This is a genomic window from Streptomyces sp. HD (assembly GCF_028369295.1).
GTDB lineage: Bacteria > Actinomycetota > Actinomycetes > Streptomycetales > Streptomycetaceae > Streptomyces.
The window spans coordinates 84,174-107,900 of sequence record NZ_JAQMYP010000019.1 but is presented as its reverse complement, the minus strand read 5'-3'; the positions used below and the strand labels follow the sequence as shown (position 1 = coordinate 107,900).

The 23,727-nt window shown below is 71.0% G+C and carries 21 protein-coding genes, 1 pseudogene and 1 riboswitch; of the genes and pseudogenes, 14 read left to right on the top strand and 8 right to left on the bottom strand.

The window, feature by feature from the left end; genetic code table 11:
* The first annotated feature begins 62 nt into the window (after nucleotides 1-62).
* From POF73_RS19890 to POF73_RS19860, 7 genes are all read left to right on the top strand, one after another.
* The gene (locus tag POF73_RS19890) at nucleotides 63-929 is read left to right on the top strand and encodes an ABC transporter ATP-binding protein (protein ID WP_272117208.1); all 867 of its coding nucleotides are present in this window, start codon (nucleotides 63-65) and stop codon (nucleotides 927-929) included.
* A gap of 96 nt (nucleotides 930-1,025) precedes the next feature.
* Entirely contained in the window at nucleotides 1,026-2,045 is a 1,020-nt protein-coding gene (locus tag POF73_RS19885; RefSeq protein ID WP_272117206.1) for an ABC transporter substrate-binding protein, read from the top strand.
* Between the two features lie 87 nt (nucleotides 2,046-2,132).
* A complete protein-coding gene (locus POF73_RS19880) occupies nucleotides 2,133-3,308 on the top strand; it encodes an ATP-grasp domain-containing protein (protein ID WP_272117204.1) in 1,176 nt (391 codons plus the stop codon).
* The gene (locus tag POF73_RS19875) at nucleotides 3,305-4,984 is read left to right on the top strand and encodes an IucA/IucC family protein (protein WP_272117203.1); all 1,680 of its coding nucleotides are present in this window, start codon (nucleotides 3,305-3,307) and stop codon (nucleotides 4,982-4,984) included. The genes POF73_RS19880 and POF73_RS19875 overlap by 4 nt, the downstream gene beginning before the upstream one ends.
* Nucleotides 4,981-6,177 carry an MFS transporter gene (locus POF73_RS19870; protein WP_272117201.1) on the top strand — a complete coding sequence of 399 codons (1,197 nt, stop codon included), beginning with the start codon at nucleotides 4,981-4,983 and terminating at the stop codon, nucleotides 6,175-6,177. Before POF73_RS19875 ends, POF73_RS19870 begins: the two co-directional genes overlap by 4 nt.
* Nucleotides 6,177-8,012, top strand: a complete 1,836-nt coding sequence (locus POF73_RS19865) for an IucA/IucC family protein (RefSeq protein WP_272117199.1) — start codon at nucleotides 6,177-6,179, stop codon at nucleotides 8,010-8,012. Before POF73_RS19870 ends, POF73_RS19865 begins: the two co-directional genes overlap by 1 nt.
* Nucleotides 8,009-9,220 carry a type III PLP-dependent enzyme gene (locus POF73_RS19860; protein WP_272117197.1) on the top strand — a complete coding sequence of 404 codons (1,212 nt, stop codon included), beginning with the start codon at nucleotides 8,009-8,011 and terminating at the stop codon, nucleotides 9,218-9,220. Before POF73_RS19865 ends, POF73_RS19860 begins: the two co-directional genes overlap by 4 nt.
* A gap of 74 nt (nucleotides 9,221-9,294) precedes the next feature.
* Here POF73_RS19860 and POF73_RS19855 read toward each other — a convergent pair whose 3' ends face one another.
* On the bottom strand, nucleotides 9,295-9,555 hold the full coding sequence (locus POF73_RS19855; protein WP_272117195.1) for a hypothetical protein: 261 nt from the start codon (nucleotides 9,553-9,555) through the stop codon (nucleotides 9,295-9,297).
* Between the two features lie 171 nt (nucleotides 9,556-9,726).
* Here POF73_RS19855 and POF73_RS19850 point away from each other — a divergent pair, with 171 nt between their 5' ends.
* Nucleotides 9,727-10,092 (top strand): nuclear transport factor 2 family protein, encoded by a 366-nt coding sequence (locus POF73_RS19850; protein ID WP_272117193.1) that lies wholly within the window; start codon nucleotides 9,727-9,729, stop codon nucleotides 10,090-10,092.
* Nucleotides 10,093-10,149: 57 nt separating this feature from the next.
* On the opposite strand, the gene POF73_RS19845 is transcribed toward POF73_RS19850, so the two are convergent.
* Nucleotides 10,150-11,334 (bottom strand): alanine--tRNA ligase-related protein, encoded by a 1,185-nt coding sequence (locus POF73_RS19845; RefSeq protein ID WP_272117191.1) that lies wholly within the window; start codon nucleotides 11,332-11,334, stop codon nucleotides 10,150-10,152.
* Nucleotides 11,335-11,606: 272 nt separating this feature from the next.
* A riboswitch (ZMP/ZTP riboswitch) is annotated at nucleotides 11,607-11,690 on the top strand.
* A gap of 53 nt (nucleotides 11,691-11,743) precedes the next feature.
* Between POF73_RS19845 and POF73_RS19840 the strand changes: the two are divergent.
* Nucleotides 11,744-12,106, top strand: a pseudogene (locus POF73_RS19840) (bifunctional 5,10-methylene-tetrahydrofolate dehydrogenase/5,10-methylene-tetrahydrofolate cyclohydrolase); the annotation flags it as partial.
* Here POF73_RS19840 and POF73_RS19835 read toward each other — a convergent pair.
* The gene (locus tag POF73_RS19835; RefSeq protein WP_272117189.1) at nucleotides 12,107-13,102 is read right to left on the bottom strand and encodes a CU044_5270 family protein; all 996 of its coding nucleotides are present in this window, start codon (nucleotides 13,100-13,102) and stop codon (nucleotides 12,107-12,109) included.
* The gene (locus tag POF73_RS19830) at nucleotides 13,095-13,628 is read right to left on the bottom strand and encodes an RNA polymerase sigma factor (protein ID WP_272117187.1); all 534 of its coding nucleotides are present in this window, start codon (nucleotides 13,626-13,628) and stop codon (nucleotides 13,095-13,097) included. Before POF73_RS19830 ends, POF73_RS19835 begins: the two co-directional genes overlap by 8 nt.
* Before the next feature lie 75 nt (nucleotides 13,629-13,703).
* Here POF73_RS19830 and ctaD point away from each other — a divergent pair, with 75 nt between their 5' ends.
* Entirely contained in the window at nucleotides 13,704-15,353 is a 1,650-nt protein-coding gene (gene ctaD / locus POF73_RS19825) for an aa3-type cytochrome oxidase subunit I (protein ID WP_443049564.1), read from the top strand.
* Nucleotides 15,350-15,682: a hypothetical protein gene (locus POF73_RS19820; protein WP_272117183.1), complete on the top strand. Its 333-nt coding sequence runs from the start codon at nucleotides 15,350-15,352 to the stop codon at nucleotides 15,680-15,682. Before ctaD ends, POF73_RS19820 begins: the two co-directional genes overlap by 4 nt.
* A gap of 1 nt (nucleotide 15,683) precedes the next feature.
* Here POF73_RS19820 and POF73_RS19815 read toward each other — a convergent pair whose 3' ends face one another.
* Nucleotides 15,684-17,648 carry a ricin-type beta-trefoil lectin domain protein gene (locus POF73_RS19815; RefSeq protein ID WP_272117181.1) on the bottom strand — a complete coding sequence of 655 codons (1,965 nt, stop codon included), beginning with the start codon at nucleotides 17,646-17,648 and terminating at the stop codon, nucleotides 15,684-15,686.
* A 249-nt stretch (nucleotides 17,649-17,897) separates the two neighbouring features.
* Here POF73_RS19815 and POF73_RS19810 point away from each other — a divergent pair, with 249 nt between their 5' ends.
* Nucleotides 17,898-19,106, top strand: coding sequence for a glycosyltransferase (locus POF73_RS19810; RefSeq protein ID WP_272117302.1), 1,209 nt, complete (start codon nucleotides 17,898-17,900; stop codon nucleotides 19,104-19,106).
* Between the two features lie 113 nt (nucleotides 19,107-19,219).
* Nucleotides 19,220-19,549: a PepSY domain-containing protein gene (locus POF73_RS19805; protein ID WP_272117179.1), complete on the top strand. Its 330-nt coding sequence runs from the start codon at nucleotides 19,220-19,222 to the stop codon at nucleotides 19,547-19,549.
* 35 nt (nucleotides 19,550-19,584) lie between these two features.
* Here POF73_RS19805 and POF73_RS19800 read toward each other — a convergent pair whose 3' ends face one another.
* Nucleotides 19,585-20,250 (bottom strand): TetR/AcrR family transcriptional regulator, encoded by a 666-nt coding sequence (locus POF73_RS19800; protein WP_272117176.1) that lies wholly within the window; start codon nucleotides 20,248-20,250, stop codon nucleotides 19,585-19,587.
* Between the two features lie 207 nt (nucleotides 20,251-20,457).
* Between POF73_RS19800 and POF73_RS19795 the strand changes: the two genes are divergently transcribed.
* The gene (locus POF73_RS19795; RefSeq protein WP_272117173.1) at nucleotides 20,458-21,708 is read left to right on the top strand and encodes a YncE family protein; all 1,251 of its coding nucleotides are present in this window, start codon (nucleotides 20,458-20,460) and stop codon (nucleotides 21,706-21,708) included.
* 26 nt (nucleotides 21,709-21,734) lie between these two features.
* Here POF73_RS19795 and POF73_RS19790 read toward each other — a convergent pair whose 3' ends face one another.
* Both POF73_RS19790 and POF73_RS19785 read right to left on the bottom strand, forming a co-directional pair.
* The gene (locus POF73_RS19790; protein WP_272117170.1) at nucleotides 21,735-22,934 is read right to left on the bottom strand and encodes a glycosyltransferase; all 1,200 of its coding nucleotides are present in this window, start codon (nucleotides 22,932-22,934) and stop codon (nucleotides 21,735-21,737) included.
* Nucleotides 22,931-23,719 (bottom strand): MerR family transcriptional regulator, encoded by a 789-nt coding sequence (locus POF73_RS19785; RefSeq protein ID WP_272117166.1) that lies wholly within the window; start codon nucleotides 23,717-23,719, stop codon nucleotides 22,931-22,933. The genes POF73_RS19790 and POF73_RS19785 overlap by 4 nt, the downstream gene beginning before the upstream one ends.
* Between the last annotated feature and the right edge of the window lie 8 nt (nucleotides 23,720-23,727).

Sequence of the window (23,727 nt, the reverse complement as noted above, 5' to 3'; positions counted from 1 at the left end):
CTTGGGGGCGCGCCACCTCGCCCGACCTGCACGAACCCTCCCTCGCCCGTCAGGAGCCACGCATGTCCGTGACCGCCAACCAGCTCTCCACCCAGCGTCTCGACCTGCGCTACGGCGACCGGCTCGTGGTCGGCGGGCTCGATCTGACGTTGCCGGGCGGTGCCGTCACGGCCATTGTCGGGCCCAACGCCTGTGGGAAGTCGACCCTGTTGCGGGGGCTGAGCCGGCTTCTGGCCCCGGCCGCCGGGAACGTCACGCTCGACGGGGCCGACATTCACCGGATGTACGCGCGGACGCTGGCCCGTCGTATGGGTCTGCTTCCGCAGCAGCCGGTCACCCCCGAGGCGATCACCGTCGAAGCGCTGGTACGCCTTGGCCGGTACCCGCATCAGCGGCTGCTGAGCCCCTGGTCCGCGGCCGATCAGAAGGCCGTCGACGAGGCCCTGGAGCGCACCGGCACGGCGGCCCTGCGCGACCAACCCGTGGACCAGCTGTCCGGCGGTCAGCGGCAACGCGCCTGGATCGCGCTGGCGTTGGCGCAGGACACCGAGCTGCTGCTGCTCGACGAGCCCACCACCTTCCTCGATCTGCGGCACCAGCTCGACGTCCTCGACCTGGTCGCCGCCCTGCACGCCGAGGCCGGCCGCACCGTGGTGATGGTGCTGCACGACCTCGGACAGGCCGCCCGCTACGCGGACCACATGGTGGTCCTCAAGGACGGCCGCCTCGCCGCCGCCGGCGCCCCGGCCGACGTCCTCGACGCGGAGCTGGTCAAGTCCGTGTTCGACGTCGACTGCCGGGTGATTCCCGACCCGGAGACCGGTACCCCGCTGGTCGTCCCAATGAGCCGAGGGGCGCGCCGGTGTCGAGAGCCCGAGCGCGCGGAGGCCCGAAGGGCTGAGCACGGTCGGGCTCTCGACATCGGCTGAGAGCGCCCCAGAGGCGAATCAATCAAGAGAGGCGCAGCGCGGTGCGGCACACCGCCGCGACCGCCTGATCCGTCCCCACTCACAGAAAGACCCCTCATGTTCAACCGATCTCCCCTACGCGGAATCGGCCGGCTGATCGCCGTGCTGCTCGCCGTCGTGCTCGGTACGGCCGTCCTGGCCGCCTGTGGCAGCGAGGACTCCGCCAAGGACGGCGACACGGCCCAGGCCGCCAAGAACGGCTCGGCCTTCCCGCGCACCCTCAAGACCGTGATGGGCGACGTGAAGATCCCGTCCCAGCCGAAGCGGGTCGTCGTGCTCGACACCGGTGAGCTGGACGACGTCACCCTGCTCGGCATCGACCCGGTCGGCGCGGTCGCCCCGCACTTCAAGACGTCGGGCGGCTTTCCGACGTACCTGGACGGCGAGTTGAAGGACACCGTCGACGTCGGCCCGCTGCTGGAGCCGAACCTGGAGAAGATCGCCTCGCTCAAGCCCGATCTGATCCTGTCGTCCAAGGTCCGGCACGAGAAGGTCTACGACAAGCTCAGCGCGATCGCCCCGACCGTGTTCACCGAGACCACCGGCGGTGTCTGGAAGGAGAACCTCAAGGTCCACGCCGAGGCGCTGGGCCTGGAGAAGGAAGCCGCGGCCAAGCTGAAGGAGTACGAGACGCAGGCCAAGGCGCTTGGTGAGGCGATCAAGAAGAAGGACGGCGGCACGATGCCGACCGCGTCCGTGGTCCGCTTCATCGCCGGTCCGACCCGCCTGTACCAGTCCAACTCCTACAGCGGTGTCGTGCTGGACGACATCGGCTTCCAGCGCCCGAAGTCGCAGGTCTCGACCGACCCCGAGGTCACGATGAAGGACGTCAGCCCCGAGGAGATCGACCAGGCCGACGCCGACCTGATCTTCGTCACCGCGGCCGACGCCGAGGACAAGACCCAGAAGAAGCAGGTCGTCTCCAACCCCGTCTGGAAGAGCCTGCCGGCGGTGAAGGACGGCAAGGTCTTCGAGGTCCCGGACGAGACGTGGATGTCCGGCATCGGCGTCCAGGCCGCCGAAGAGATGCTCAAGGACGTGGCGAAGGCCACCGGCGTGGAGCTCCCGGCGAAGTAGCTGCCGCTCACCTTTCGGGGCGGGCCGTGCGCCACCGGCCCGGCCCGCCCCAACCCCCCACCCGCCAGCGGAAGTTGTCTGTCTGCCATGCGCCTGTATCTGCTCGCCCTCAACCCGACCGACGCCGTCACCGAGGGCTTCCTGCCCGCCGCCGCCCGTCTGGGCCTGGACGTCACCGTCCTCACCGACCAGCCCGACGCCCACCGCCGCACCTACCCGGACATCGAGGTCCTGGAGTGCGACGTGCGGGACTTCCGGGCCGTGATCACCCGCATCTCCACGCATCACAAGCCGGACGCCGTCTTCACCAACAGCGACCACCTGCAGACCCAGGCCGCCCTGGCCGCCGCCTACTTCGACCTCCCCGGCAAGGACTGGCGGGCCGCCCTGCGCTGCAAGGACAAGGCCGAGATGCGCCGCCGTCTCGCCGCGGCCGGAGTGGACACGGTGTGGTCGGCCGAGCTCACCGAACCGGTCGCGCCCGCCGGAACCCCCTACCCCTGTGTGCTCAAGCCGCGAGAGGGGGTGGCCAGCGAGGACGTCGTCCTCGTCGACGGGGCCGAGGAACTCGTGGCCCACGCCAAGGAGATCCTGGAGCGCCGCCCGGATGCCGTACTGGTCGTCGAGGAGTACCTCCCGGGCGAGCTGTACACCCTGGAGACCCTCGGCGACGGGAACGTCCGCCATGTGCTGGGCGGCTTCCACACCGAGCTGTCGCCGCCGCCGTACTTCATCGAGGAACGCCTCACCTTCGTCCCCGCCCACCCCGAGCCGGTCGTCGCGCAGGTCCTGGCGCAGCTGGACGCGCTGGGCGTCGGGTTCGGTGCCTGTCACACCGAGTTCGTGGTGCACGGCGGTCGGGCGCGGATCATCGAGGTCAACTACCGTGCCATCGGCGACCAGTGCGACCTGCTGCTGGCCCGGCTGCTTCGGATCCCGCTGTTCGAGCACATCCTGCGCACCCACCTGGGCGAGTCGCTCCCGGCCGATCTCGGCGCCCGCCGCGACGGCGCGGCCCGCCTGGAGTACCCGTGCGCCGACCGCGCCGGCACCCTGGTGGGCGCCCCCGCCGCGACCGACCTGGACGTCGAGGGTGTGCATCTGACCTACCGTCCGCTGCGGGCGGTGGGCGAGCGGCACGAGCTGTACATGACCAACCGGGACTATCTCGGGGTTCTGCGCGCCACCGGCACCGACCAGAGCACGGTGGACCGGGTGGTGGCCGCCTTCCTGGCCGAACGGCAGTGGGAGATCCAGCCGTGACCGCCGCCGTCGTGCCGGACACCTGCGAGGCGGAGCTGCTCACCCGTGTGCTGAGCGCCCTGTTGCGGGAGGACGTGGCCGGGCTGCGCACCCGCAGCGCGCCGGTGCACCGCCCGGACGGCGCCTGGCTGCGCCTGCCCACGCCAGATGGCGACGCGCTGCTGCTGCCCGTCGAGGACGACGGCTACCAGTGCGAGCACGCCGCCCGGCTGCCGCTGCTCGTGCGGGAGGCCGACGGGACCGAGCTGACGTCGTACGACACCGTGCTCGGCGCGCTGCGTGCGCTCGCCGAGCCCGTGGACCGGGACGGCTACGACGCCTTCGCCGAGGAGTGCCGGCAGACGCTGGCCACCGTACGGCTGCATGCGGCGACGCGGGCGGAGGTCCTGGAGCCGCTCGCGCCGGGGACCGGTGTCGGCGGCAGTCTGGTGTACGACACCCTCGCCGCCCGTCTCGACCACCCCGTCTACCCGACCGCGCGCGGCCGATCCGGGCTGACGGAGGAGCAACTGCGGGCGTACGCACCGGAGTTCCACCCGCGATTCGCGCTGCGCTGGCTCGCTCTGCCCCGGGAGACGGTCACCCTGACCGGCACCCTCCCGGAGGTCTGGCCCACGCCCGCGACGCTGGGTCTGGACGGGTTGCGGGACACTCATGTGGCCCTGCCCGTCCACCCGTTGACGGTCGGGGCCCTGTCCGAGGCCGGGCTCCCGGACGGCTCCGTACTCGCCGACGGTACGCGGCTGGACGTCATACCGACCCTGTCGATGCGCACCGTCGCCACGGTCGCGGATCCGACCCTGCATCTCAAACTGCCGCTCGCCACCGCGACGTTGGGCCTGCGCAACAAGCGCACCGTCAAGCCCGGCACCCTGGTCGACGGCGCGGCAGGGCAGCGGCTGCTGGAGGCGGTGATCGCCCGTGAGCCCCGCTTCCGGGACACGATCCTGCATGCCGACGAGACGACGTACGCACACGCCGGTCACGAGCTGCTGGCGGTCCTGTGCCGCCGCTACCCGGCCGGGCTCGACGACGCGACGGTCGTGCCGCTGGCGGCCCTCCTCGCCGAGGCCCCCGACGGACGGCTGGTCGTGGAGCAGTTGGCCGACCGGTTCCACGGCGGTGATCCGCTCGCGCTGCTGGACGCCTGTCTGACGCTGCTGTTCGACTGGCAGACCACGCTGTTCGGGTACGGCATCGCGCTGGAGTCGCACCAGCAGAACATCTCGCTGGTGCTGCGGCCGGGCGAGCTGCGGCTGCTGTTCAAGGACAACGACGGGCCGCGTATCAACACCGAGCGGCTGGCCGCCGTGCTGCCCGGGCCCTGGGGCTTCGACGACGCGCGGATCTTCGGTACGGACGACGGGGCGGTGGCGGACGTGTTCGCGACCATCACCGTCCATCTGTGTGCGGGGTCCTACGCGTTCGGGCTGCCGAAGCACCGCGCGGCCCTGCTGGAACTGATCCGCGACCGGCTGTCGGAGGCGGTGGACCGGCTCGGCGGCGACGCGGGAGCCGTGCTGCGCGCCCGTGTCCTGGAGGCGCCGCGGCTGCCGGTGAAGGCGATGGTGACGGCCGGGACGCTGCTGTCCAAGGAGCGCTCGGGCGCGGCCGACATCAACAAGCACTACACGACCGGCCCCAACTACCTGCTGTCCGGCGGTGGTCCGGCATGAGCGCACAGGCGCTGCGCATACCGCGCACCGGATTCGGGCGCGGGCAGGTGCAGGCGGTGGCCGGCTGCTACTTCGTGGCGTCGTTCGCTGCGCTGGGGCTGCCGCCGTATCTCACCGAGATCCTGCCGGAGCTGGGCGACCGCCAGGCCCGCTGGGCGGGGGTGCTCTACATCGTGCCGACCGTGTTCGGCGCGCTCGGCGCCCCGCTGTGGGGGCGGCTCGCGGACCGGTTCGGCCGTAAACGGCTGCTGCTGCGCGCCCAGTTGGGGCTCGCCGTGTCCTTCCTGCTCGCCGGCTGGGCGGACTCGATGGCCACGTTCACGGTGGCGCTGGTGCTGCAGGGCATCCTGGGCGGCACGTTCGCCGCGTCCAACGGCTATCTGGGCGCCGCCCTGGAGGGCCCCGCGCTGTCCAGGGCGCTCACCCTGATGCAGGGCAGTGCGCGGGCGGCGCTGGTCGTCGCACCGATAGTGGTCGGTTCGCTGTCGGGCTGGCTGTCCCCGCACCGCCAGTACGCGCTGCTCGCCGTACTGCCGCTGACGGCCGCCCTGCTGCTGGCGGCACTGCCCGAACCGGAGCCCGTCGAGCGATCGCAGGCCGAGCCGGAGACGGTCGACGAGGTGGTTCCGGTGGTCTCGCTGAGGGTGCTGTACGCCCTGGAGTTCGCCTTCGTGTTCTCCACGGTCATCTCCTTCCCGTACCTGATCCAGCTCGTCGACGACCGGGTCCCGGGGACCTCGGCGGCACTGTCCGGTGTGCTCTTCGCCCTTCCCCACCTGGTCTATCTGGTGGCGGCGCTGGCGGTGCACGCCGCCTTCCGGGACCGGCCGCGGGCCGGGATCGCGCTCGGCTTCGCCTGTATCGCGCTCGGGCTCGCCGGACACGGCGTCGCCGGTTCGCTGACCTCGCTGATCGCCGTACGACTGCTGCTGGGCGTGGGACTCACCCTGGGCCTGGTGTGTCTGTCGGTGCTGGCCGCCGACTGTGCCAGGGGCCGTGCGCCGGGCGGCATGTTCGGCTCGCTCGAATTCTTCTCCAAGGCCGGCGCGGTCGCCGCCGGCCTGGCCGCGGCGGCGGGCAGCGCCCGCTTCGGGCCGGCCGCACCCGTGCTCATAGGTGGCGCCGCTGCCGCCGTCACCGTGTTCGCGACCCTCCTCCCCACACTGAACCACCGCACCCGCCGGAGCCGCTGATGCCCTCCCTGACCGACTCGCTCGGCAGCGCCCCCAAGCTCTCCACCCCGCCCGGGCAGGGCGGCACGGGCAACGCCCGCGCGAAGCTGCCCACCGCCGACGAGGCCGTGGCCCACACCCTCCTCAACTGCCTGCTGCGCGAGGTGTCCGGCCCCGAGCACCAGACCGTGGTCACCGACGGCCGACTGCTGCTGCGCCTGCCGCGGCGCGGGGTCCTGCTCCGTGTCTCCCTGCGCCGTACCTCGCTGCTCGGGGCACACCGGTTCACCGGGCCGGTGAGCGAACAGCGCGACGGCGACTGGACCGAGGTGGACTGGCGGCGCCTCGCCGAGTACACGCACGACGAGCTGTCGCTGCGGACGGGCGTGCGCAACGAGGAGTTCCTGGAGCAGATCGCGTCCAGCCACGAGGCCGTGGCGACCTCACTGGCGGCGATGCGAGAGGCCTCGGACCCGGCCTCGCCTTCGTCGTCGGCATCGGCCTCGGCCGCGGGCGACCGGCTCTCCGCCTACCTCTCCTCCGAGCAGTCCCTCCTGTTCGGCCACCGCTTCCACCCCACGCCCAAGGCCCGTACCGGCGATCCGCGCGCCTGGTCCGCGTACGCCCCGGAGGTCGGTGCCTCCTTCCCGCTGCGGCACCTCGCCGTGCGCGCCCACCTCGTCGCCGAGGAACACGCCGACCCCACGGCCCTGCACGGACTGGACCGACAGCGCACGGACGTCCCCGAGGGCTACCGTCTGCTCCCCGCGCACCCCTGGCAGTACGAGACGCTCAGCGAGCACCCCCTGCTGCGCGCCGCCCTCGGCCGCGGCGACGTCATCGACCTCGGCCCGGGCGGGCGGCCCTTCGCCGCCACCGCGTCGGTGCGCACCCTGTACGACGGTGAGAGCTTCCTGAAGTTCAGCCTGAACGTGCGGATCACCAACTGCCTGCGCAAGAACAGCAGTTACGAACTGTCGGGTGCCGTCGCGCTCACCCGGGTCCTGGCCCCGGCCCTCGCCGACCTGGCCGACCGCTTCCCCGGCAGCGCGGTGCTGCGCGAGCCCGCCTATCGCACGCTGGCCCTCCCCGGCCCGGACGGCACGCCGGACCGCGCGCTGTTCGAGGGCTTCGGCGTCATCGTCCGCGAGGGCCTGCCGCAGCGCCTCGCGCCGGGCACCACTCCCCTGCTGGCGGCCGCCGTCGCCGACGAGTACCCGACCGGCGCCGCCCACATCTCCCGTCTCCTCGACGGCGCCGACGAGCAGAGCGCCCTGGACTGGTGGTCGGCGTACCTCGACCTGCTGCTGCCGCCCGTGCTCGCCGCGTACTTCGATCACGGCCTGGTCCTGGAACCCCATCTGCAGAACGTCCTGATCTGCGTCGACGGCGACGGCAGGCCCGCCCAGGTCCTCTTCCGCGACCTGGAGGGCACCAAGCTGGTCCCCGACCACCACGCCGACACGCTCGCCGCGCTGCCGCCCGAGGTCGCGGGCCCGATGACGTACGACGCCCAGCGCGGCTGGGACCGGGTCGTCTACTGCCTGCTGGTCAATCACGTGGCCGAGTTGCTCGCCGCCCTCGCCGACCTGCACCCCGGCGCGGAGGCCGCGCTCTGGGCGCGGGTGCGCACCACGCTTGAGTCGTACAGCGAGCGGTTCGGCTGCCCGCCCCGGATGGCGGCCCTGCTCGCCGGTGTGCCGCTGCCCGCCAAGGCCAACCTGCTCACCCGCTGGGAACGCAAGGCCGACCGCGAAGCCGGGTACGTCCAGCTGCCCTCCCCGCTCGCCGAGGACGTCCTGGGCGGCCCGGCCGGGGCCCAGGTGCTGCGCGACACGACCGGGGGTGCCCGATGACCGAGCCGACTGCCGCGGTCCGCGAGCGCGCCCTGTCCCTGCCGTCCAACGAACTCCCCGCGTACGTCTACGACTTGGCGGCCCTGCGCGACCACGCCGCCGCCGTGCGGGACGCCCTCCCCGAACGGGTCGAGCTGTACTACGCCGCGAAGGCCAATCCGGAGCCGGAGATCCTCGCCGCGCTCGGCCCGTACGTCGACGGCTACGAGGTCTCCTCGGGTGGCGAACTCGCCCACGTCGCCAAGGCGGTGCCGGGCCGTCCGCTCGCCTTCGGCGGTCCCGGCAAGACGCCGGACGAGGTGACGGCCGCGCTGGAGACCGGCGTCGAGCGGTTCCACGTGGAGAGCGCGTACGAGCTGCGCATGCTGGCCGAGTCGGCGCGTCGGGTGGCGCCGGGCCGGCGGGTGGCGGTGCTGCCGCGGGTCAACCTTCCGGTGGCCGACGGGTCGTTGGCGGGCAGCTCGCTGGCGATGGGAGGTCGCCCGACGCCCTTCGGCATGGACCCGGCGCAGGCCGCCGAGGTCGTGCGCGCCCTCACGGACGGGACGTATCCGCAGCTCGAACTGCGCGGCGTCCACGCCCACTTGGCCAGTGGCCTGGAGGCGGCCGAGCAGGTCGCCGTGGCGGAGTCGATCGTGGCCTGGGCGGCGGGTCTGAGGGTGCCACTCGCCGAGGTGAACGTCGGCGGCGGTATGCACGTCGACTACGGAACCCCGGAGCGCCGCTTCGACTGGGCGGCGTACGGCCGCGGGCTGGCCCGTCTGGCCGAGGAGCATCCGGGGCTGACCCTGCGGATCGAGCCGGGCCGGGCGCTGACGGCGTACTGCGGCTGGTACGCCACCGAGGTGCTGGACGTGAAGCACAGCCACGGCGAGGAGTTCGCCGTGGTGCGGGGCGGCACCCACCATCTGCGGACCCCGGCGACGAAGGGCCACGACCAGCCCTGTTCCGTGCTGCCGGTCGACGCCTGGCCGCACCCCTGGCCGCGGCCGGCCGCGGCCGGCGAGCAGGTCACCCTGGCCGGTCAGCTGTGCACCCCCAAGGACGTGCTGGCCCGCCGGGTGCCGGCGGCCGGGCTCAGGGCCGGGGACCGGGTGCTGTTCGCGCTCGCGGGCGCCTATGCGTGGAACATCTCCCACCACGACTTCCTGATGCACCCGAGGCCGGGATTCCACTTCCTCTCGGCGGCCGCCGACTCCGCCGGGTAGGGAACACATCACTCTCGGCACACACCAAGGGCCGCCCGGCACGATCCGGGCGGCCCTTGCGGTGTGTCGGCGGTCTATCGGCGGCCGAGCGGCGCCGGAGCCAGCCCCTTGATCTGGTTGAGCGGGCCGCCCAACTGCTGCGACACCCGCGGGACACGGTGCTTGTGCTGCTCGGGGATACCGGTCTGGGCGAGCTGGTCGAGCGTGGTGATCGGGTTCAGCCGGGCGCCCGCGGTCCGGGTGTCCGCGGGGTGCGCGTTCGCGAGCGGGGCGGCGAGGCCGGTGAGACCGGCGGCCAGACCAACGGCGGCTGCGATACGTCGTGTTGACATCATGCCTTCAGCAACGCGGGCGGGCCACCGCCGGACACGGCCGCCCGGCGGCGCTCACCCGTCAGGCCCAGTGGCCCCACTGCGCTTGCCGAGTCCGGCGGGGCGGAGGAGGCTCTTCAGGAGAGGCTCTCGCGGCCGTCTCTCGTCCTGCCGCGGGCCTCGGAGGAGGTCACCATGGGCACCGCCACTAGCCCCTCGTTCGACACCGAGACACTGCGCCGGGGTATCGAAGGACAAACCCCGGAGACACTTCTGTCGCTGTACACGGACGACGCGGAACTGCGCGTCGTGAACCGCAACGCCCAGCCCAGCCATCCCAAGGTGCTGCACGGCCGGAACGAGATCGCCGAGATGCTCCTCGACGTCTACAGCCGCGACATGACGCACAAGCTGGAGGGGTGCGTCATCCAGGGGGACCGCGCCGCCTACAGCGAGTCCTGTGAGTACGCGGACGGAGTGCGTGTCCTGTCCGAGTCGATGATCACGCTGCGCGACGGCAAGATATCCCGGCAGATCTTGATCGAGGCATGGGACGAGTAGGAAAGGATCGGCCGAAGGTCCAGGCCACCTGTCGGCTGACCTGGACCTTCTCCATGATCAAGGCGTCCTCAGCGTCGTGACCAGGTCGCGCGGCAGGCCGTGGGTGTCGTGGAGGTAGTGGTAGTCCTCGTCGCTCAACGGGCCCTCGAACTCCGGCCTTCCGAGCACACGCCGTCCCCGTTCCAGGAGCCTGCCGAACCGTCGTTCCTCGTCCAGGAGCACCTCGCGCACCAGCCCTGTCCCGCGGGGCTGGCGGAAGTGGTCCAGCGTGTGATCGAGGACCTCCTCGGGCAGGTCGGAGAGGGTGCGTGAGGGGTCGTCGCGCCACAGGGTGGTGAGGGCACGGCGGATCAGCCGGCGCAGGACGTAGCCGCGTCCGGTGTTGGAGGGCCGTACGCCGTCGCCGATCACGACGACGGCGGACCGCAGGTGGTCGCAGACGAGTCGCCGTGACCTGCCGTCCAGGTTCCACAGCGGCGGCAGGATCCTCGTCCAGGGCTCGAACAGGTCGCTGTCGTAGACGGAGTCGTGGCCCTGCAGAACCGTCACGAGCCGCTCCAGTCCCATGCCCGTGTCGACATTGGGCTGCCGGAGGGGCTGCAGACTGCCGTCCCCGAGCCGGCGATGGCGCATGCTCACGTGGTTCCACACCTCCACCCACCTGGGGTCGGTGGTAGGAGTGCCCTGAGGTGGGGTGCCCGGGGCGCCGGTCCAGACGAAGATCTCGGAATCGGGGCCGCAGAGGCCGACGGGGCCGTGGGACCACCAGTTCTCGTCACGGGTCGGTTCGACGGGCAGGCCCAACTCCCGCCAGGTGCACAGGGATTCACTGTCGGGACCGAACTCGTCGTCGCCCCCGAAGACGGTGACGTACATCCGGTCCGACGGGACCCCGAACCCGTCGCGCAGCAGCTCGTATCCCCAACGCAGGCTCTGCGAATGGTCGTAGTCGCCCAGGGACCAGGAGCCGAGCATCTCGAACACCGTCAGATGGGTCGGGTCGCCCACCTCGTCGAGGTCGCTGGTGCGCAGACAGCGCTGGACGTTGACCAGACGCCGGCCCTGTGGATGCGGACGGCCTTCCAGGTGGGGAGTGAGCGGGTGCATGCCCGAGGTGGTGAACAGCACCGGGTCGGAGGGCGGTGGCAGGAGTGTGCCGCCGGTGATGAGTTCGTGTCCGCGCTCGCGGAAGAAGTCGGTGAAGGTGCGGACGATCTGGTCGCCGCTCGGCGTGGTGGTCATCGCGGTGTTCCTTCGGGTCGTCGGGTCACGGGGACCGGAACGAGCCGCGGAACAGGTGCGACGGGAGTGGAAGAGAAGGCCGCACACCGACGGTCCGTTTCCGACCGCCGGGAGGGTGGGATCAGGCGTCGGCAGCCGAGGAGCTGGTCGCTCGCGCGGCTGCGGTGCGGTGGTGCCTGATGACCTTCATGACACCGACGCTAACAGCCGGCCCCCGCCCCGTCGCCCGAATTTCACCCCGGCGCCGGCCTCGAACAGCCTCGGTTAAGGTGGCCGTGGGCCGTGACTGGCGCTGAGGTGGAGTACCACCGGGGAGCGGCCCCGCAGAGTCGATGCCGTGCGCCTGGGCGAACCGGACATCCCAGCCCAGGAGTGGATCATGGCCCAGGCTCGACTGGGGGCACCTCCCGCCGTGGTCGTCGGCCGCAGCGCGATCCTCGGCAAGCCGGCCGGCATGCTGCTTCTCGCGCGCGACGCGACGGTGACGTACTGCCACTCCCGTACGGCGGACCTGTCGGCGGCCGTACGGGAGGCGGACATCGTCGTCGCGGCCGTGGGGCGGGCGCGGCTGATCCGGGGGCAGGACGTCAAGCCAGGCGCCGTGGTGATCGACGCCGGGTACAACCCGGGGAACGTCGGTGACGTCGGCTTCGACTCCGCGGTCGAGCGGGCGTCGCTGATCACTCCGGTGCCGGGCGGCGTCGGTCCGATGACGATCGCCACGCTGCTGGAGCAGACGGTGGACGCGGCGGCCCGGCAGCTCGGGGTGTGATCAGCGCATCCAGGCGCTGTACGACATCACGTCGCCCGCCTTGACGCCGTACTCGGGCTCGGCCCGGGTGAAGGTCGTCTCCAGCCCGAGGACGGCGCCGGTGCCGGGGTCCATGATCAGCATGCGGCGGGTGCCGGACGTCTCGTAGACGTACGCCTGCCCGCTCCGCCCCAATCGGTCCGTCACCCGGCCGACGGGCCGCAGCCCCTCGGTGTCGGCCAGGAGCCGGGCGAGCGCGGCGGACTCGCGGGCACCGAGGGTCCAGCGGTCGAGCAGGGTCTCGGTGGCATCGAGGAGTTCGGACGTGCTCAACGGCTTGCTGTGGTCCGACAGGTAGGCACGCACGGCTTCTTCCAGATACGCGCTCAGTCGTACCGAGTCGTGCGGCGGCGGTGCCGCGGGCGGGGCGTCGCTCCAACTCGGCGGGTACGTCTGCCTGCTGAGGACATGGCCGTCGTCGACGACCCGCGGCTCACCGCCCCCCTCGACGAGGACCGGCCGGCCCGGATGACGCGGGTCGGTCGCCACGACGATCTCCGTGTGGCTGTCGTCGGCGTTCCAGCGGACGATGCGCTCCTCGGGGAGGGTGATCGGCGGCTTGTCCTCGCTCATCCCCATGCTCCACGACTGCACATGTGTGCCCTTGCGGAGTTCGGGCGCGCCGTCCTTCGCGTCGGCTCGCGCGCGTTCGGCCAGTGTCTTCAGGGACACGGGGGTGGAGTCGGCGCGCACGACCAGTGGGCGGGGTGCGGCGACCGCGGGTGCGGTGGTCTGGCCGGTGAGCAGCAGTGCCGACACGAGCGCGGCGACCACGGCCGAGGCGGCGAGGCCCCAGGCCAGTCGGCCCCGGGTGGGGCGGCGGGGCGCGGCGGGGCGGTCCCGCAGCAGCCGGTCGAGGTGGCGTTCGGCGGTGTGGTCCAGCGGTCCGTCGCCGAAGTGCGGGCCGTCGGCCGGCACCGGGTTGGCGCGGCGCAGGAGTTCGAGTTCGTCAGCCATGGCCGTGTTCCTTCGCTGCGGTCGCTGGGCTCATTCGGTCGATCTCGGCTCTCAGGCGCCGGCGGGCCCGGTGCAGCCGCATCGAGGCGGCCCGGCTGCCGCAGCCGAGGACGACGGCGATCTCGTCGATGCCGAGTTCCTCCCACGCGGTCAGGCGCAGCACCTCCCGGTCGGCCGGGGAGAGCCGGGCGAGCGCCTCGTGCACCCAGGCACCCGGTGCCTCCGTCTCGGGGCCGACCTCGATGTGCCGGCCGTGCGCCGCGTCGTCGTTGCCGAGCCGGTCGACCAGTCGCCGACGGCGCCCGTAGCCGCGTACCGCGTTCGCCAGGCAGTTGCGTGCCACGCCGTACAGCCAGGGCAGCGCGGCGTCCGGGAGGTCGTCCCGACGCCGCCAGGCGACGGTGAACACCTCCGCCACCACTTCCTCGACCTCACTCGTATGCCCGTCCAGTCGCCGCGCGACATAGCGGCTGACCGCCCAGTAGTGCTCGCGATAGGCAGCGGCGAAGATCTCGTCGTTGCTCATGTTCCGTTCGTGTCCGGCACCCGCCGGATCGTCACACCCGCTTCCGTGATTCTTGTCGCGTCGGTCGAGTGTGACGTGCGGGTGGGCCGCGGACACAGGCGGGGCGTGAAGAGGATCAAAGACTCCAAGGCCGTCCAGTGGCTGACCACCACGGATCACAAGACCATCGGCACGCTCTACCTGGTCACGTCGTTCGCGTTCTTCTGCCTCGGTGGCGTGATGGCGCTGCTGATGCGTGCCGAGCTGGCCCGTCCGGGCCTGCAGATCATGTCGAACGAGCAGTTCAACCAGGCGTTCACGATGCACGGCACGATCATGCTGCTGATGTTCGCGACACCGCTGTTCGCCGGCTTCGCGAACTGGATCATGCCGCTGCAGATCGGCGCGCCGGACGTGGCCTTCCCCCGGCTGAACATGTTCGCCTACTGGCTGTACCTGTTCGGCTCGCTCATCGCGGTGGGTGGCTTCCTGACGCCGGAGGGTGCGGCCGACTTCGGCTGGTTCGCCTACTCGCCGCTGTCGGACGCGGTCCGCTCCCCGGGCATCGGCGCCGACATGTGGATCATGGGTCTGGCCTTCTCCGGATTCGGCACGATCCTCGGCTCGGTCAACTTCATCACCACGATCATCTGCATGCGTGCGCCGGGCATGACCATGTTCCGTATGCCGATCTTCACCTGGAACGTGCTGCTGACCGGTGTGCTGGTCCTGCTGGCCTTTCCGGTCCTGGCCGCGGCGCTGTTCGCGCTGGAGGCGGACCGCAAGTTCGGTGCGCATGTCTTCGACGCAGCGAATGGCGGGGCGCTGCTCTGGCAACACCTCTTCTGGTTCTTCGGCCATCCAGAGGTGTACATCATCGCCCTGCCGTTCTTCGGCATCATTTCCGAAGTCATCCCGGTCTTCTCCCGTAAGCCGATGTTCGGCTACATGGGTCTGATCGCGGCGACGATCGCCATCGCGGGTCTGTCCGTGACGGTGTGGGCGCACCACATGTACGTCACCGGCGGTGTGCTGCTGCCGTTCTTCGCCTTCATGACGTTCCTCATCGCCGTACCCACCGGGGTGAAGTTCTTCAACTGGATCGGCACCATGTGGAACGGCTCGCTGTCCTTCGAAACCCCCATGCTCTGGGCCTTCGGATTCCTGATCACCTTCGTCTTCGGCGGCCTGACCGGCGTCATGCTGGCCTCACCGCCACTGGACTTCCCGACATCCGACACCTATTTCGTCGTCGCCCATTTCCATTACGTCATTTTCGGCACCGTCGTCTTCGCGATGTTCTCCGGATTCCACTTCTGGTGGCCGAAGTTCACCGGCAAGATGCTCGACGAACGCCTCGGCAAGATGACGTTCTGGACACTGTTCATCGGATTCCACGGCACGTTCCTCGTCCAGCACTGGCTGGGTGTGAACGGCATGCAGCGCCGGATTCCCGACTATCTGGCGGTGGAGGGGCTGACGCCGCTCAACTCACTGTCGACGGTCTTCTCGTTCGTGCTGGGGCTGTCCCTCCTGCCGTTCTTCTACAACGTCTGGAGGACCGCGAAATACGGGGAGAAGGTCGAGGCCGACGACCCGTGGGGCTACGGCCGCTCCCTGGAGTGGGCGACGTCCTGCCCGCCGCCGCGGCACAACTTCCTCACGCTGCCGCGGATCCGTTCCGAATCCCCGGCGTTCGACCTGCATCACGCGCCCGCGGCGGAGAGGGAGTTGACCACTCAGTGAGCATCACGGACAAGTTCCTGAACGACATCGAGGGGCATCTGCTGCTCGCCGCGACCCGCGAGGAGGGCCGGACGGCAGCCGCACGATTCAGCGCCCCGCTGGACTGGCTGACGGACGCTCAGCGGTGTGAGGTGGAGCGGCGGTTCGAGGCGGAGTACCTCGCACTCGCCCGAGCCTCCTGGCAGCACAGCGCGGAGCGTGCCGGGAGACTGCGGGACGAGTACGAGGCGACGTACCGCCGGCTGCGGCACCGACTGCTGGCCGGCTGGCTGCTGACCTGCGCCCTGGTCCTCGGTGTCCTGGTCGTGGGCCTCGCCCGGTCCTGTTGAGCTAACTCACCGTCCACTTCTGGTTGGCCTGGCCGTTGCAGGTCCACAGCACCAGCTTGGTGCCGTTGGCCGTGGCCGCGCCGTACGCGTCGAGGCAGAGCCCGGAGTTGACGTTGGTGAGGGTGCCGTCGCTGTTCAGGTTCCACTTCTGGTTGTTCTGGCCGTTGCAGTCCCAGATGACGACACGGGTGCCGTTGGTGGTGCCGAGGTCGTAGGCGTCGAGGCACTTGTTGCCGTACACCACCAGTTCCTTGCGGGTGCTGTTGTACTGCCACACCTGGTTCTGGCCGCCGCCGCAGTCCCACAGCTGGGCGTCGGTACCGTTGGCGATGGTGTTGTCGTTGATGTCGACGCAGCGGCCGGATCCGGTACCCGTGATCAGGGTGCCGTTCCTGCCGGGCAGCGGCCGTACGACGATCCCTTCGAGGGTGGGGGCGCCGGAGAAGGAGATCGTGTTGCTGTTGCCCTTGGCGAGGGAGACGTTGACGGAGATGTTGCCCGGGCCGGCGCCGGTCGGCGGGAAGGAGACCTTGGTCGAGGTCTGGCCGTTGACCGTCAGGGTCGCGGTGCGGGCGGCGGACGTGTTGTTGGTGTAGGAGACCTCGACCGTCTTCAGGCCGGCGTTTCCGGCGGCCACTCCGGAGAAGCTCGCCGTGCCGTTGTAGGTGCTCGCCGACTGCTCGGTGCCCCCGGTGACGGTGAGCATCACGGAACCGCCCGCCGGGACGCTGGTGGTGTAACTCGTGCCGGTGGTGGCGACGTTCTGCCGGGCCCACAGGTCACGGACGGTCGCGGAGGCGTTCGTCAGGCCGAGGTCGGACCAGCGGACGGTCATGTTCTGCGTGGTCGACGTGCGGTTGAGCAGGACGACGGCGCGGTTGCCGTTGCCGGCCAGGACCTTGCCGTACACCTGGAGTCCCGAGGTGTCCTCGGCGACCTCGACGCCCTGGAGGCCGCGCGGGTCCTGGTCGACGGCGATGACCTCGGGGTTGGTGAGGATGCTCGTCGTCTCGGCGGTGAGGGTGGTGAGGTCGAGGCCGGTGAGGAGCGGGGCGCCGGAGATCGCCCACAGGTTCATGTGGCTGCGGTTCTGGGCGCCGGTCAGTCCGGTCATTCCGGCGACCATCATGTCGGCGTCGTTGTAGTAGCCGGTGTGCTGGGCCGTGGGGTGAATGTTACGGTCGAAGGCGGTCAGCACGTTGCTGTACGACGGGGTGCCGCCGTGGAAGAAGATGTCCGTGTTGGTGCGCCACATCGGGCCCATGCCCGGCGCCCAGTTCCACGGGTCGGAGTAGCCCCAGTTGCACAGGGAGAGGGCGAGCGGGCGGCCGGTGGTGGCGGTTGCGGCGGCCACCGCGTTGCTGATCGCCTGGTAGGTCGTCTTCGGGTCGAGTTTCTCGGCGTCACCACCGCACCAGTCGACCTTCACGAAGTCGAAGCCCCACTTCGAGAACTGCGTCATGTCCTGCTCGTAGTGGCCCTCGCTGCCCGAACCGGGCGCGGCGGGGCGGCCGGTCGGGAAGTAATAGCCGCAGCCGTCCTTGCCGGCGTCGGTGTAGATGCCGGCCTTGAGGCCCTTGCTGTGGATGTAGTCCGCGATGACCTTCATACCGCCCGGCCACTCCGCCTCGTCGACGGTGATGTTGCCGGCGCTGTCGCGGGTGCCCTGCCACCAGCCCTCGTCGATGTTGATGTACCGGTACCCGGCCGCGGGAAGACCCGCCGCCACGAACGCGTCGACCTGCCGCTTGATGACGTTGTAGTCGACCTTCGCGGCGAACGCGTTCCAGGACGCCCAGCCCATGGGCGCGGCGGGCACCGGTATCTGACGGGCCGTCGTCGCCGCCTGCGCCGGGGCCGGTCCCGCGAACAGCAGGGCGGCGGACGCGGTGAGTGCGAGGGCCAGGGCGCGTATGACCGCGGATCTGCAGCGGCGTACGAGATTCATGCGGGGCGGGGGGTACATGCGGCTCCTAAGTGCGGGGGAAACACTCAGCTGTGTGCGGGAGGGGCATTGATTCGGTCCGGCATTTCGACCCGATATAGGGTCCGATATTTCGAACATTATTCGTAACATCGAACGTTTGGCGCTGAAATTAGAGGCGCGAGTGGGCGAAGTCAACGGACGGGACAGACCTGAAGTGGCCCCTTCCCACGATCCATTGGGGCGCGGTGCGGTGCGCGCCGCCATACTGGCCGCGTGCGCGTAGCGATCATGACGGCGGGCTCCCGGGGCGACGTGGCCCCCTACACCGGCCTCGGACACGCCCTCGCCCGGGCCGGACACGAGGTCACCCTGGTCACGCACGGCCGCTTCGAGCCGCTGGTGGCCGCCTCGGGCGTGCGCTTCCATCCGCTCCCGCTGGATCCCCGGGCGGAGCTGGAGTCCGCGCGCGGGCAGAGTCTGCACCGGAGCACGACCGGTGTGGGCAAGCTGGCGCGCGTGGTGGCCATGTCGCGGGAACTGGCCGGGCGGATGACGGACGACCTGCTGGCGGCGGCGCGGACCAGCGATGTCCTGCTGCTGGCCGCCTCCACCGCACCGCTGGGTCAGGCCATCGGAGAGGGCCTCTCCCTGCCCACCATCGAACTCCCGCTGCAACCGCTCACTCCCACCCGGGAGTTCGGGCCGCCCATGCTCGGCGACCGCTCCTGGGGGCGCCTCGGCAACCACATCGCCGGACACGGCGTGACCCTGGCCGTCGAGATCGTCTTCTCGGCGGCCGTACCGGATGTACGGGCGAGGCTCGGACTGTCCCGCCGCAGAGCGCCCGGCACGCGAAAGCGCCGCGTGCTCCACGGTTTCAGCCCCCTGGTCGTGCCCCGGCCGCGCGACTGGCGGCCGGACCTGGAGGTGGCGGGCTACTGGTGGCCGTACGACGGTGAGGCCCGGCTCCCGGCCGAGCTGCGGGACTTCCTGGCCGCGGGGCCGCCGCCGGTGTTCGTGGGCCTGGGCAGTGCGACCGTGCCCGATCCGGCGGGGCTGAGCGCCGAGGTCGTGCACGCGCTGCGCCGGGCCGGGCTGCGCGGGGTGGTCCAGCGGGGCTGGGGCGGTCTGGAGGCCACCGGCGACGACATCCTGACCATCGACGAGGTGCCGCACTCCGCCCTGTTCCCGCGGATGGCCGCCGTGGTCCACCACTGCGGCGCGGGCACGACCGCGGCCGGGCTGCGCGCCGGGGTACCCGCGGTTCCCGTGCCGATCCAGTTCGACGAGGGGTTCTGGGGCGGCCGGCTGGTCGCGCTCGGCGTGGCGCCCCGGGCCGTGCCGCTGCGGAGGTTCTCGGCTCAGGCACTGGCGTCTGCCCTGCGGCAGGCGACCGGAGACCCGTCGTACCGCCGTCGCGCCCGGGCGCTGGCCGACGCGCTGCGTGCCGAGGACGGTGCGGCGCCCGTCGTCGACGCGGTGAACCGGCTCGGCTGAATCCCCGTTCAGCTTCGTTCAGCAGGCGTTCAGCAGGCGCGTCGCATCCTGGAACCGCAGGTCGGACCGTACGACAGAGCGGCACCGCACCCGCGCGGGCACAGGGAGCGGACATGAAGCGCAAGGGCAAGTGGATCGTCGCCGGCGTGATCTCGGCCGCGCTCATCGGCGGCGGCACCGGACTCGCCGTGGCCACCGCCGGCGGGGACGACTCCGAGCCGCCCATCACGGGCAGCGCGCTCCCGAAGGCGAGCTCCGCCGCACTGGACCACACCGGTGGCGGCAGGGTCACAGGCACCGAGGTCGGCGACGAGGACGCGTACTACGAGGTCGAGGTCACCCTCGACAACGGCAAGCGGACCGACGTCCATCTCGACAAGGACTTCAAGGTCGTCAGCAGTGCGGCCGACAGCGGCGGCGACGAGGGGACCGGCGAGGACTGACCTCTCTCCGCCCCGCGTTGGTCCCAGCGGTACCGTCAGGCCCCGGCGATCCGCGGATCCGACGGCTGAAGGATGACGCCGAGGAGCAGACGGACGAGTTCGTCGACGACCTCGTCCAGGGTCGCGTCCACCCACCCCGCGCTCCAGTCGTGCAGCAGCCCGTTGACGCTGCCGATGAACGCGGTCACGGCGAGGCGGTAGTCGCGGGGCGCCGCCTCCCCGCGCGCGACGGCGGCCGCCACCTCGGCGCAGACGAGGTCGATCCACTGGGCGCGGCGGGCGAGGCGCTGCTGCTCCATGCGTGGGCTGACGCCGACGATCTCGACGAACGTGATGCGAATGCGGCGCGGGTCGGACGTGACGTTCGCGGCGTACGCGCGGAAGATCGCGGTGGCCCGCTCGGCGAGGGGCAGTTCGGTCTCGTCGGCGGCCACCGCCAGGACGGCTTCCTGCGCCCACCCGTTGACCTGGAGGTGCAGGGCGGCCAGGACGTCCTCAAGGGTGCGGAACTCCTCGTAGAACTGACGGGTCGACAGGCCCGCGGCCTCGCTCAGCGCCGCGACCGTCGTGCTGCGGTAGCCGGGGCCGTCGCCGAACATCTGGAGCGCCGCGTCCAGGAAGCGGCGACGCCGCTCGGCCTGTCGTTCCTCGGCCGACTTGCCGCCGTAGCGGCCGGTGGGCGCCTTGATCCTGCCCGCCACACTGTCCTCCCACCACCTCGCCGACCCGACGGCCAATTTTGTCGTGTCCGCAGTCTTGTGGAGAAGGGACCCCCTTCCTTACTTTTCAGTAAGTTGATTCTGAAAGCACTGGTGTTCAGATTCACCGCCCTGCTTCGCCGTTCCGCCGCACCCTTCTTCCTTTGGCATGCCCCACTCATGACGCCCACCCAGAGAAAGGGAGCAGTCATGCCTGCCATCAGATCCAGGCACCTGTGCTCCGTAGCCGCCGCGCTCGCCCTGACCGTCACCGCGCCCGCGACCACCGCCACCGCCGCCGGCTCCTCCGCCGCCCTGCGTGAGGTGCTGTTCGTCGGCAACAACTGGGACGGCACCGCCGACGTCATCAAGTCCTCCGGCGACTTCGCGAAGATCGGCCGTATCGACGTCGTCCCCGACAAGGACGAGCGGATGGCGGAGATCAACGTCGATCCGATCAAGTGGATCTACTTCATGGCGATCCGCAACAGCGTCGGCGAGGGCCACGACCAGTTCGTGGACGACATGTACTCCACGCCCGACGGCACCTCGATGGTGGTCTCCCGGCCGAGCTTCGCCGACGTCGTGTCCATCGACCTGGCCACCGGAGACATCAACTGGCGCTTCCCCGTGACCGGTTACCGCGCCGACCACATGGCCGTCTCCCCCGACGGCAAACGGGTCGCGGTGTCGGCCTCCACCTCCAACACCGTGCATGTGCTGGACATCGAGACCGGCAAGCAGCTGGGCAGGTTCGCGACCGGCGACAAGCCGCACGAGAACATCTTCACCAAGGACGGCAAGTACATCTACAACATGGCGATCGGCGATGTGAACACGCAGACCGACGCCCCGTGGCTGGACTGGACGAAGGGCGACCGGCGCATCACCGTCGTCGACGCGACGACGTACCAGCAGGTCAAGGTGATCGACATGCGTCCGCGGCTGGACGCGATCGGTCTGACGGACCACTCCGACGCGGTCCGGCCGGCCGTGTTCTCGCCGGACGAGTCGAAGCTGTACTTCCAGGTGTCGTTCTTCAACGGCTTCTTCGAGTACGACCTGGCCACCGACAAGATCACCCGTACCAAGACCCTGCCGAAGAACCCGGCGACCAGCGACGACCGCACCACCTTCGTCAACGACTCGCGCCACCACGGCATTTCGATGAGCCCCGACGGCAGCAAGCTGTGTGTCGCGGGCACGATGGACGACTACGCCACGGTCGTGAACCGCACCACACTCCAGGAGGGGCCGCTGGTCACCGCGTCCAAGCCCTACTGGGCCACGGTCAGCGGTGACGGCAAGTCCTGCATCGTCTCCGAGAGCGGCACCGACCAGGTGACGGCCATCGACTTCGCCACCGGCCAGAAGACCGTGTCCGTCCCGGTCGGCGACCACCCGCAGCGGGTCCGGCCGGCCCAGGTGCCGGCCGGTTGGACCAGTCCGTCGGCCGGCTGATCACCCCGGCTGGTCGGCCCGGCTGATCAACCCAGCGCCTTGAGCACCGCCCCCACGCCGTCCTCGGTCGCCATGTGCTGCGCGGCGACCGAGGCGGCCCGGGCGTACGTCTGCTGCCGTACGGCCCGTCCGAGCGCGTCGGCGAGCCGCTCTGCGGTGAGGGACGCGAAGGGGATCGGGTCGGTGGCCGCGCCGATCGCCGCCAGCCGTGCCGCCCAGAACGGCTGGTCCGCCGTCACCGGCACCGGTATCCCGGGCGCCCCCGCCCGCAGGGCTGCCGCCGCGGTGCCCGCCCCGGCGTGATGGACCACGGCGGCCACCCTCGGGAACAGCAACGCGTGCGGTACGTCGCCGATGGTCAGGACATCGTCGCCGTCGGCCGCGAGTCCGGCACCGCCCGACTGGAGGATGCCGCGCAGCCCGGCCCGGCGCAGTGCCCGGACGGCGATCCCGCTCAGCCGCTCCCCGTGTCCCGCTCCCATGCTGCCGAAGCCGATGAACACCGGGCGCGCTCCGGCCGCGAGGAAGTCCTCCACCTCGGCGGGCAGCCGACGCTCCGGCGCGACGTACGGCCACCAGTTTCCGACGACGTCGAGTCCCGCGCGCCAGTCGGCCGGGCGCGGCACCAGCGCCGTACTGAAGCCGTGCAGGACGGGCTTGTTCGCGCGCTCCTGGCGGCGGCGCATCCCGGAGGGGGCGAGCGAGGGCAGGTCCAGGCGGCTGCGCAGTTCGGTGACGGCCTCGGTGTAGACGCGGTCGGCCATGCGCAGGGCGAAGCGTCCGGCGATGCGGTTGCCGAGGCGGCCGAGGGAGCGGGTGCCCATGACGTTGGGCGGGAAGGCACCGGTCGCGGCGGTCGGCTGGAGGTAGGCGCCGATCGTCCGGATGCCGAGGGCTTCGGCCACATGCGCGCCGAGCGGTGCCGTCGTCACCGAGAGCAGAAGCAGGTCCGTGCCCGGGTCCACCGCGTCGGCGAACCCCCGGCCCAGCTCCGTGACGAACGCGGCCGCCGCGCGCATCAGTTCACGCCTGCCCTCGACTCCGCCCTGGCCCTGGGGCCGGGTGGGCAGACTCCGAAAGCCCAGGCCCGCCTCCCGTACCAGCGGTGCGAAGGCGTCCGTCGTGGCGAGGGTGACGTCGTGTCCGGCCTCGCGCAGGCCCGCCCCCAGCCCTGTGTACGGTGCGACGTCGCCGCGTGAACCTGCGGCGGCGATCAGAATCCTCATCCGTGCTCCTCATGGTGCGCGCGGCGGGCCGCGTTCGCGTGGACGGCCTTGCGCAAGTAGGCGGCGAGGCCGGGCCGTTGCCGGGACGGCGGTACGACGAGCGCGAACGCGCGCGGGTCGGCGGCGAAGTCGTCCGCGATACGCCGGTGCATGTCGGGCGGACAGGTGGTGAACCAGCGGGCGATGTGCAGCCGGTGCTCCTCGGCGAGGTCCGTCGCCCGCTCACCGTCGGCGGGTTCGCCCTCGTCGAAGGCGGCGAGCAGCTCGCCACGCCAGGCGGCGGCCTCGCCCATGAGCTGCCGCCAGTCCTCCTTGGTGTGGGCGGCGGCGCGGGCCATGGATTCCTTCTGGCCGGGCGAGTCCTGCCACTTGAGCTGTGCCTCGGTGGCGTAGGAGAGGTCGAAGCCGATCTCGCCGAAGACGTCGAAGCGTTCCTCGGGGGTCAGCTCGACGCCCGTCTGCTGGACCTCGATGGCCTGCTCGGCCACCTCGGCCAGCCGCTGGAGCCGGCCGATCTCCTCACTCAGCTGCCGTAGCCGGGCCCGGAGTTGGTCCAGGGCGTTGGCCTGCGGGTCCTTGAGGATCTTGGCGATCTCGTCGAGGGAGAAACCGAGTTCACGGTAGAAGAGGATCTGCTGGAGCCTGGCCAGGTCGGTGTCGTCGTACAGCCGGTAACCGGCGCCGCTGCGGCCACTGGGCGAGAGCAGTCCCGCCCGGTCGTAGTGGTGCAGCGTGCGCACGGTCACCCCGGCGAAGGCCGAGACCTGCCCCACGGAGTAACTCATTCACCTGC

Excerpts from the sequence above, each read along its gene's own strand:
- POF73_RS19890 (WP_272117208.1), top strand. The coding sequence starts at position 63 with ATGTCCGTGACCGCCAACCAGCTCTCCACCCAGCGTCTCGACCTGCGC.
- POF73_RS19885 (WP_272117206.1), top strand. The coding sequence starts at position 1,026 with ATGTTCAACCGATCTCCCCTACGCGGAATCGGCCGGCTGATCGCCGTG.
- POF73_RS19880 (WP_272117204.1), top strand. The coding sequence starts at position 2,133 with ATGCGCCTGTATCTGCTCGCCCTCAACCCGACCGACGCCGTCACCGAG.
- POF73_RS19870 (WP_272117201.1), top strand. The coding sequence starts at position 4,981 with ATGAGCGCACAGGCGCTGCGCATACCGCGCACCGGATTCGGGCGCGGG.
- POF73_RS19865 (WP_272117199.1), top strand. The coding sequence starts at position 6,177 with ATGCCCTCCCTGACCGACTCGCTCGGCAGCGCCCCCAAGCTCTCCACC.
- POF73_RS19860 (WP_272117197.1), top strand. The coding sequence starts at position 8,009 with ATGACCGAGCCGACTGCCGCGGTCCGCGAGCGCGCCCTGTCCCTGCCG.
- POF73_RS19855 (WP_272117195.1), bottom strand. The coding sequence starts at position 9,555 with ATGATGTCAACACGACGTATCGCAGCCGCCGTTGGTCTGGCCGCCGGT.
- POF73_RS19850 (WP_272117193.1), top strand. The coding sequence starts at position 9,727 with ATGGGCACCGCCACTAGCCCCTCGTTCGACACCGAGACACTGCGCCGG.
- POF73_RS19845 (WP_272117191.1), bottom strand. The coding sequence starts at position 11,334 with ATGACCACCACGCCGAGCGGCGACCAGATCGTCCGCACCTTCACCGAC.
- POF73_RS19835 (WP_272117189.1), bottom strand. The coding sequence starts at position 13,102 with ATGGCTGACGAACTCGAACTCCTGCGCCGCGCCAACCCGGTGCCGGCC.
- POF73_RS19830 (WP_272117187.1), bottom strand. The coding sequence starts at position 13,628 with ATGAGCAACGACGAGATCTTCGCCGCTGCCTATCGCGAGCACTACTGG.
- POF73_RS19815 (WP_272117181.1), bottom strand. The coding sequence starts at position 17,648 with ATGTACCCCCCGCCCCGCATGAATCTCGTACGCCGCTGCAGATCCGCG.
- POF73_RS19810 (WP_272117302.1), top strand. The coding sequence starts at position 17,898 with ATGACGGCGGGCTCCCGGGGCGACGTGGCCCCCTACACCGGCCTCGGA.
- POF73_RS19805 (WP_272117179.1), top strand. The coding sequence starts at position 19,220 with ATGAAGCGCAAGGGCAAGTGGATCGTCGCCGGCGTGATCTCGGCCGCG.
- POF73_RS19795 (WP_272117173.1), top strand. The coding sequence starts at position 20,458 with ATGCCTGCCATCAGATCCAGGCACCTGTGCTCCGTAGCCGCCGCGCTC.
- POF73_RS19790 (WP_272117170.1), bottom strand. The coding sequence starts at position 22,934 with ATGAGGATTCTGATCGCCGCCGCAGGTTCACGCGGCGACGTCGCACCG.
- POF73_RS19785 (WP_272117166.1), bottom strand. The coding sequence starts at position 23,719 with ATGAGTTACTCCGTGGGGCAGGTCTCGGCCTTCGCCGGGGTGACCGTG.